Origin of the sequence: Methylobacterium aquaticum, assembly GCF_001043915.1 — a bacterium.
Lineage (GTDB): Bacteria > Pseudomonadota > Alphaproteobacteria > Rhizobiales > Beijerinckiaceae > Methylobacterium > Methylobacterium aquaticum.
The window spans coordinates 1-8,244 of the sequence record NZ_LABX01000075.1 but is presented as its reverse complement, the minus strand read 5'-3'; the positions used below and the strand labels follow the sequence as shown (position 1 = coordinate 8,244).

The following is an 8,244-nucleotide window of genomic DNA, read 5'->3' as shown; positions in this document are numbered from 1 at the left end:
CGCGGCGGCGCGCCGCCGCGAATCTGGACGGCGGTGGAGAGGGCGGCATCCAGGAGCACGCGGTCGGACTCGTCGAGCCCGGCCCGGTCGATGGCGCGCAAGCCCTCGAGACCCTCCTCGTAGCGTCCGTCGACCACGATCAGGGCGGCGGCGCGGTAGAGCCGCGCCCGGGCGGCGGCCCCGCTGTCGGGCGCAGAGAGGCTGAGCGCCCGCTCGGCCGCGAAGGTCGCGGTGTCGCGCCGGCCCTGGTCCAGCCCGGCCCGGGCGACCAGCAGGTAGAGGTCGCGCCGCTCCGCCGGCTCGATCTCGTCCAGCATCCGTTCGAGCCGCTCGACGCGGGCGCGGTCGCTGTCGAAGTCGAGCCGGGTCAGCGCCGTGGCGAAGCGCTGGCGGAAATTGCCGGCATAGACCGAGCGCCGGAACCGGCGGAGATACTGGATCGACAGGGCCTCGAAGCGCTTGGCGTCCCCGCCCTGCGCGTGGATGAAGATCTCGCGGCGCAGGGCCCCTTCCTCCACCAGAGTGCCGGGCGCGAGAAGCCGGGCGAGGTCGAGGAGCTCGATCGCCTTGCGCGGCGCCTCGCGCACGGTGACGGCCGCCTGGGTAAGGGCGAGCTGGCCGGCGAGGCTCGGCGGCTGGGTCCGCGGATCGAAGCGGCCGAGCAGGGCTCTGGCGTCGCGCTCGCGGCCCTCGAGATAGGCCAGCGCGCCGCGCACGAGGGCTGAATCGTCGTCCGGCAGCTTCGCCGTCTCGCGCATCCGCCGCAGGACAGCCGGACCGCCGCCCCCCAGCGCGAAGGCCACCGCGGCCCGCACGTTCTCGGGATTGGTCCAGGTCTCCGGCTCGAGAGCGACGAGTCGCTGCTCGATATGGGCGAGGAGCTGGCGCTGGGCGAGGTGGGCCTGGGTCGAGCCGCGAGCGATCCGGTCCTGGAGGAGTTGCAGCGTCCGCACCAGCTCGACCGGCAGGCCGCGGGGCGACACCGGCAGCGGCTCGATGGGCTTGGCCGGCGCAGCGTGGCCGCCATGGCCATCCCCTCCCCCGCCATGGCCGCCGCCATGCGAATCGGCAGCCGGCGCGGCATGCCCGTCCCCGGCGGCGCGGACCGGGCCCGTCGTCGTGAGCGAAACGGCGGCCAGGAGAAGCCCGGCCATCGCGACGGCGGCGGCGCGGCGGCGGCTCATTCGGGCAGCCCCCGCACCAGGATCTCGATGCGCCGGTTCTCCGCCGCCTTCGGGTCGGCGGCGTTGCGCGGCTGGCGGTCGGCATAGCCCTCGATGCGCTCGATCCGGGCTTCGTCGATGCCGCCGCGCACCAGCATGTAGGTGGCCATCTGCGCCCGGGCCGTCGAGAGGCGCCAGTTATCGTAGGTGTCGGAGCGGAACGGCCGCGCATCGGTATGGCCGCGGACCACGATGCGGCCGGGCCGGGCGTTGATCACCTTGGCAATCTTCTCGATCGCCCGCACCACCTTCGGGGTCGGCTCGGCCGAGCCGATGCTGAACATGCTGAAATCGATATCGTCGGTGATGCTGATCAGGATGCCCTCGCCCGAGCGGCGCACCTCGACCTTCGGGGTCGGCGCGCCGATGGAGAGCGGCGCCACCGCCTTGGCGATCTCGGCCTTCATGGCGGCGACCGCCGCGGTCTCGGCCGCCTTGTCCTTGGAGGACTCCTTCGGGGTTTCCCTTGCGGCGTCCTTCGGGGCCTCCATGGGCGCCGGTGCCTTGAGGGCGGCCGACTTCACCGCCTCCTTAGGCGCGGCATCCTTCGCGTCCTTGGCGGGTTCCCGCGGGGTGAGCGGCATCCCATCCTCGGCCGAGGCGACGCGGGTGGCCGCGTCCTTCGGGTCCCGGGGCTTCATCGAGGAGGCGACCTGGCCGGCGGCATCGAGGCGGTTCTCGGACGGGGCCGACACCGCGGTGCCGACCTTGCCCGGCCGCTCGGTGCGGTGGCGCGGCAGCGGCTCGACCTGCCAGTAGAGCGGATCGAAGGGATCGCGCGCCGCGTCGCCGCCGCTGATGCCGGGCTGGCCGGATTCGACCGCGGCCGCGTCGGAACTCGCCGTGTCGGCGCGCTCGCCCTCCGCGGCGAGCCGCGCCAGCACCGCGTAGGGGTCCTGGAACAGGGCCGATTCCCGCGCGCGGCTGCCGGGCGCGGCCTCGCTCGCCTTGTCGCCGGCCTTGCCCTCGCCTTTCCCCTCGCCCTTGCCCTCGCCGCCCTTGCCCTCGGCCTTGCCGCCCTCGGCGCCGGGCTCGGACGGCGTGTCGTGCGGATCGCGCAGACCCTTCTTGTCGTGGGTCACCTCGGCGAGCTTCACCGGATTGAAATACTCGGCGATGGTCTGCTTCTGCTCCTTGCTGGTGGAGTTGATCAGCCACATCACCAGGAACAGCGCCATCATGGCGGTCATGAAGTCGGCGAGCGCGATCTTCCAGGCGCCGCCGTGGTGACCGTCCTCGTGGTCGCCGTGGCGCTTGATGATGATGATTTCCTGATGGCCCTCGGACATCTCAGGTCTCCGCCACCGCCGCCGCGAGGAGGCGCGTCCAGGCGCCGAGCTGGGTCTCGATCACGGTCTGGTCGGCGCTCACCTGCACCTCCGCCGTCTCGGACGCCGTGAAGGTGACGGCCGCCGCCAGCGGCCCGAGACGGGCGGCCAGGGCCGCCAGCAGGTCTTCCGGCCCGCTCACCCGCACGTTGGCCGCCTGCGGCTCGGACAGCAGCCGCGCCAGCGCGCCGCTCAGCTCCGCCACCGCCTGCCGGCGCAGGGCATCGGTCAGGACCGGCACCAGCAGCCGGGCGATCCGGTCGGAGAGGGCCGCGTCGAGGGCACGGAGCGCCGCCGAGAACCCGTCGGCCAGGGCCTCGGCCTCGGCCTCGCTCCAGTGCCGGCGCGCCTCGGCGAGGCGGGCCTCCGCGGCTTCCGCCGCCCGCAGGCGGGCGATCTCCGCCTCCTCCCGCGCCTCGGCCAGGCCCTGCTGCCGGCCGCGCTCCTCGGCGGCGGCGAGCAAGGCGGCGCGCTCCTCCGGCGTCTCGCGCTTGGGCGCGGCCGGCTTGACGAAGGGCGAGGCGGGGATGGCCGGCTCTGCGCCGTCCGGGATGGCGATGGCCGGGTTCGCGACCGGTGCCAGGAGGAGCGGTGACGGAGCGACCGGAGGCGGGGCGGAGGCCGGCTTGGGCGCCCGCGGGAGCAGGCCGTCCTGCCAGTCCGCGGGCGGACCGTCGAGCAGCCCGCCGAGCGGGCGCTCGGCCGGCGGACGATCCGCCCGGGCCGGCTCGACGCGGATCGCATCCGGGGCCTCGGCGACCGGCAGCGGCACCGGGACACGGGGGGCCCGGGCAAGGCCGGCCCAGGGATCGCCGAAGGCGGTGGCCGGAGCGGCGCCCTTGGCCGGAACGGGGGCGGGCGCGAATTCCGGCAGGTAGCGGGCGATCGCCGGGTCCATCACGCCATTTCCTCACGCATCAGCCAGCGCTTGAGGATGGCGGCGACCTGCTCCTCGTCGACGTCGATCATCTGCTCCAGGCGCTTCTGCGGCGAGTTCTTCGCCTTCTCGGCCATGTCCTCGATGAGGCTCGCCATGGCGGGCACGCCCTCGGGGCCGGCGAGCGCCGCCTGACCGGGCACCGCCTGGCCGGGCGCCGGCAGGGCGCCGGCCTCGGCCATCGCCGCGCCCGGCAGGGCCGCGGCCGCGGCCGCCTCCAGGGCCGCGATCTCGGCCTGGGCCGCCTCCGGCTCCGCCAGGATGGCGCGGAGCGCCGGGCGCAGGCCGAACCAGATCAACAGGCCCGCCACCACCAGGATGGTGGCCGCGTTGATGAGGGTCGCGGACTGGCGCACCATCACGTCGGCGAAGCTGAGCGGCGGCACCGGCTCGAGGGACTGGCCGTCATTGATGAAGCTCACCGCCGCGACCTTCACCGTGTCGCCGCGATCCTTGCTGGCGCCGGCCGCCGAGGCGACGATCTGCTCGATCTCGGCGATCTGCTTGTCGAGGTTGACGGTGGCGGCGTCCTGGCCCGGCGGGCCGGCCTGCGCCGCGAGGCGCGAGCGGTTGACCAGCACCGCCACCGAGAGGTGCTTGACCGCGTAGCCGTCGCTCACCGTCTGGACGACCTTCTGGCCGATCTCGTAGTTGGTGAGGTCCTCCTTCTTGGAGGTCTCGTTGCTGGCGGTGTCGTTGCCGTCCGAGCGGGTGCGCTGGTCGGGCAGGTTCTGCTGGGCGCTGGTCGGCCGCTGGGCGCTGCGGTTCTGGCTGTTCTCGTTCTCGCGCACCGAGCGGACGGACCGCGCGACCTGCTGGTCGGGGTTGTAGATCGTCTCGCTGGTCGAGGTCTTGTCGGTGTTGAGCTGGGCCGCGACGCTGACCTCGAAATTGCCGAGGCCGAGATAGGGGGTGAGGGCGCGGCGGATGCGGTCCTGCACCTCGCGGCTCATGTCCTTCTCCAGGCTCGCCATCTTGCCGGTCGGAGCCTGGCCGCCATCGTCGCCCGACAGCAGCAGGGTGCCGTCGGCGCCGATCACCGTGACCCGGTCGGGCTTCATGCCGGGAATCGCCGAGGCGACGAGCTGGCGGATCGCCTGGGCGCCGCTGCGGTCGTCGGCGGGCTCGGTGCGGACCACCACGGAGGCGGAAGGCGGCTGCTGGTCGCGCCGGAACGAGCCGCGCTCGGGCAGCACGATGTGGACGCGCGCCGCGCGCACGCCCTTCATGCCCTGAATCGTGCGGGCGATCTCGCCTTCGAGCGCGCGGATCCGGGTCACCTCCTGCATGAACGAGGTCATGCCGAGCGAGCCGAGATCGTTGAACAGCTCGTAGCCCGATTTCGAGCTTTGCGGCAGGCCCTTCTCGGCCAAGAGCATCCGGGCCTGCGCGGTATTGCCGTAGGGCACCAGCACGGCGGCACCGTCGGCGCTCACGTCGAAGCGGATGCCCGCATCCTTGAGCACGCCGCCGATGCGGGCCACGTCCTCGCGCGAGAGGCCGGTATAGAGCGTCTCCTGCGCCGGCCGGCTCAGGTAATAGGCCCCCAAGCCCACGGCCAGGAACACCACGAGGCCGATCAGCCCGAGCGCGCTAAGGCGCCGGGGCCCGAGTTCGACGATGTTGCTCCACAGCCTCTCGGCTTGCTCGCGACCGGACATCTCTTCCGCCCATCCCGTCCCAGCGCAGGCGACACTGCCTCACCGCTCTGTGACGCGCCTGCCTTGTGCGGAGGTTGTGGCGCCGCGTGCGCCGGAGCACCCGGCGGCGGTAACCCCGCTTGACTTTTCATGATGATCGACATCAATTAAACATGATGTAAATCATCAAAAACCGCCGAGCAGGAGCCTCCGATGACCAACCGCACGACCGACCCGACGCCCGCCGCACTGATCACCGGCGCTTCGTCCGGCATCGGCGCCACCTATGCCGACCGGCTCGCCCGGCGCGGCCATCCCCTGGTGCTGGTGGCGCGTGACGCCGCCCGCCTCGACGCCCTCGCGGCACGCCTGCGCGCCGACACCGGCGTCGCCATCGACGTGCTCCCCGCCGACCTCACCGATCCGGCCAGCCTCGCGGCCGTGGAGGCGCGCCTGCGCGACGATTCCCGGATCGGGCTGCTCGTGAACAATGCCGGCGCGGCGGCGCCGGCCGGCTTCTCCGATCCCGACCTCGCGCCGCAATACCGCCTCGTCGACCTCAACGTGGTGGCGCTGACGCGGCTGGCCGGCGCCGCGGCGCAGGGGTTCCTGGCCCGGGGCGGCGGGGCCATCGTCAATATCGGCTCGGTGGTGGCGTTCGCGCCCGAGTGGCTGCCCGGCGTCTACGGGGCGACCAAGGCCTACGTGCTGACCCTGTCGCAGGCGCTCCAGTCGGAGCTCGGGCCGCGGGGCCTCTACGTCCAGGCGGTGCTGCCGGCCGCGACCCGCACCGAGATCTGGGAGCGCTCGGGACGGGCGGTGGAGAACCTTCAGGGCGTGATGGAGGTCGGCGAGATGGTCGATGCCGCGCTCAAAGGGTTCGACCGGCGCGAGGCGGTGACGATCCCGTCCCTGCCGGACGAGAGCCAGTGGGACGCCTTCGAGGCGACGCGCCGGGCCATGGTGCCGAACTTCGCGCAATCACATGCCGCCGCGCGCTACCGCGATTGAGGACGAGACGGGGTCGTGATCCGCCCACGGGACGATGAGTCCCGGGCTGCGGCCACGCGCCCACGGGCCTCGGGCGAAACCGGGTTTCGCCCTGCAACGGATTCCCCTGGGGAATTCCCGGTGCGCTCGAGGGCCTGCGTGACTAGAGCATTTTCCGACGAATCGGATACCGGTTCGTCGTAGAAAATCCGGTAAAATCAAACAGCGAGAGAGGCTTCGCGATTGCAACGCGATCGTGAAGCTCTCTAGCTCGACAGTATTCACACCCTCCTCGTCATTCCTGCCTCCGCTGCGCGGCCCCGGAATGTTCGAGGAGGGTGTCCAATCTGCCAGAGTAGGGCGCCCCCTCTCAGAACCGCTCCACCCACGGCCGCAGCTCGACCTCGAACGACCAGGCGTCCCGGGGCTGGCGCAGCAGGTCGAGATAGGCGCGGGCCACGCCCTCCGGCGTGAGAGTGCTGTCGGGCTTGTCCGCCGGATCGGGACGGCGGTCGCTGCGCACCGCGCCGTCGACGACGATATGGGCAACGTGGATGCCCTTCGGGCCGAGTTCGCGCGCCGCGCTCTGGGCAAGGCCGCGCAGGGCGAACTTGCCCATCGCGAAGGCGGCCGAGTTCGGAAAACCCTTCACCCCCGCCGTGGCGCCGGTGAACAGGAGCGCGCCGTGGCCCCGCTGCTCCATGCGCCGCGCCGCCTCCCGGGCGACCAGGAAGGCGCCGAAGGCGGTGACCTCCACCGCCCGCCGCACGGTCTCCGGATCGAGGGCGGCGAGCGGGCCGGGGGCCCGGGCGCTGGCGTTGTAGATCACCACGTCGGGCTCGCCGAGGCGGGCATCGGCCTGCGCGAACAGCCGCTCGACCGCCTGCGGGTCGGCGGCGTCGGCCGCGAAGGTCTCGGCCCCGGTCTCCGCGGCGAGGCCGGCGAGCTTTCCCGCATCGCGGGCCGCGAGGCCGACCCGCAGCCCCTCGGCGGCGAGGAGCCGGGCAAGCGCGGCGCTGATGCCGGCGCCGGCCCCGACGACGAGGGCCGTGCGATAGGGCAGAGTCATGGGCGCTCCTCCCGGGAGGCGGGCAGATCGAAGACTAGGCAGGTGGTGCTGGCGGTGGCGCAGAGCCGGCCGGCCTCGTCGGTGAGGCTCGCCTCGGCCACGGCCTGGCGGCGGCCGGCATGGACCACGCGACCGACCGCCGTGACGCAGCCGGAGACCTCCGTCACCGCCCGCAGGTAGTTCACCTTGATCTCGAGCGTGGTGTAGCCGCGCCCGGCCGGCAGGGTGGTGTGGACGGCGCAGCCCATCACGCTGTCGAGGAGCGTCGCCAGCGCGCCGCCATGGACGCTGCCGATCGGGTTGTAGAGGTATTCGCCCGCCGCCATCCGCATCGTCACGCGGCCCGGCTCGGCCTCGCCGAGGGTGATGCCCATGAGGTTCACGATCGGGGGCGGCGGTACCTCCCCGGCGATCAGCGCCCGCAGGAAATCGAGCCCGGCCAGGCCCTGGCCCGCCCGGGCGATCGCCCGCGGATCGGCCCAGGTCACGCGGCGCTCCCGCATCGGCGCCTCCGGCAACGCAACCGCGTCCATGATCCCTCCGGCCTTCTTACATGACATCAATCATGATACGATATTGATGATCGCCATCCTCAATGTTGTCAACCGGAGTGGAGCGTCGGATGCGGGTGACGCGCGAGCAGGTCCAGGAGAACCGGCGCCGGATCCTCGAGGCGGCCGGCCGCCTCTTCCGCGAGAAGGGCTTTGCCGCCGTGACGGTGGCCGAGGTGATGCAGGCCGCCGGCCTGACCCATGGCGGCTTCTACGGCCATTTCGACTCGAAGGAGGACCTCGCCGCCCAGGCACTGGCCCAGACGCTGACGCCCGCGCCGCGAAAGCCAGGGGCGCCGCCCGACCTCGCGAGGTTCGTCGCCGCCTACCTGTCGGCGGCCCATCGCGACGGGCCCGGAACCGGCTGCGCCCTGGCGGCGCTCGGCGGCGAGGCGGCGCGCCAGCCGGCCCCCGTGCGGCGAGCCTTCACGGAGGGCCTGGAGGCGCGGCTCGCCCGGATGCAGGAGGCGATGCTGTCTCGTCAACACATTATCGAGCCCACCACA

General features: G+C 72.8%; 8 protein-coding genes. 2 read left to right on the top strand and 6 right to left on the bottom strand.

The window, feature by feature from the left end:
• From VP06_RS10655 to fliF, 4 genes are all read right to left on the bottom strand, one after another.
• Window positions 1-1,184, bottom strand: a 1,184-nt coding sequence (locus tag VP06_RS10655; RefSeq protein ID WP_082167328.1) for a chemotaxis protein MotC, incomplete at its 3' end; no start/stop codon positions are given.
• Window positions 1,181-2,512, bottom strand: coding sequence for a MotB family protein (locus VP06_RS10650; protein WP_048463748.1), 1,332 nt, complete (start codon window positions 2,510-2,512; stop codon window positions 1,181-1,183). The genes VP06_RS10655 and VP06_RS10650, both read right to left, overlap by 4 nt.
• A 1-nt stretch (window position 2,513) precedes the next feature.
• Window positions 2,514-3,449: a hypothetical protein gene (locus VP06_RS10645; RefSeq protein ID WP_156295542.1), complete on the bottom strand. Its 936-nt coding sequence runs from the start codon at window positions 3,447-3,449 to the stop codon at window positions 2,514-2,516.
• The gene (gene fliF, locus VP06_RS10640) at window positions 3,449-5,149 is read right to left on the bottom strand and encodes a flagellar basal-body MS-ring/collar protein FliF (RefSeq protein WP_048463747.1); all 1,701 of its coding nucleotides are present in this window, start codon (window positions 5,147-5,149) and stop codon (window positions 3,449-3,451) included. Before fliF ends, VP06_RS10645 begins: the two co-directional genes overlap by 1 nt.
• Before the next feature lie 192 nt (window positions 5,150-5,341).
• Here fliF and VP06_RS10635 point away from each other — a divergent pair, with 192 nt between their 5' ends.
• Entirely contained in the window at window positions 5,342-6,139 is a 798-nt protein-coding gene (locus VP06_RS10635; RefSeq protein ID WP_048463746.1) for an SDR family NAD(P)-dependent oxidoreductase, read from the top strand.
• 349 nt (window positions 6,140-6,488) lie between these two features.
• Here the strand turns inward: VP06_RS10635 and VP06_RS10630 are convergent, their stop codons facing one another.
• Together VP06_RS10630 and VP06_RS10625 are read right to left on the bottom strand one after the other, a co-directional pair.
• Window positions 6,489-7,187, bottom strand: coding sequence for an SDR family NAD(P)-dependent oxidoreductase (locus VP06_RS10630; RefSeq protein WP_048463745.1), 699 nt, complete (start codon window positions 7,185-7,187; stop codon window positions 6,489-6,491).
• Window positions 7,184-7,720 carry a PaaI family thioesterase gene (locus VP06_RS10625; protein ID WP_048463744.1) on the bottom strand — a complete coding sequence of 179 codons (537 nt, stop codon included), beginning with the start codon at window positions 7,718-7,720 and terminating at the stop codon, window positions 7,184-7,186. Before VP06_RS10625 ends, VP06_RS10630 begins: the two co-directional genes overlap by 4 nt.
• Window positions 7,721-7,809: 89 nt before the next feature.
• On the opposite strand from VP06_RS10625, the gene VP06_RS10620 reads away from it, so the two are divergent.
• A partial coding sequence (locus VP06_RS10620) for a TetR/AcrR family transcriptional regulator (protein ID WP_048463743.1) occupies window positions 7,810-8,244 on the top strand: 435 nt, incomplete at its 3' end.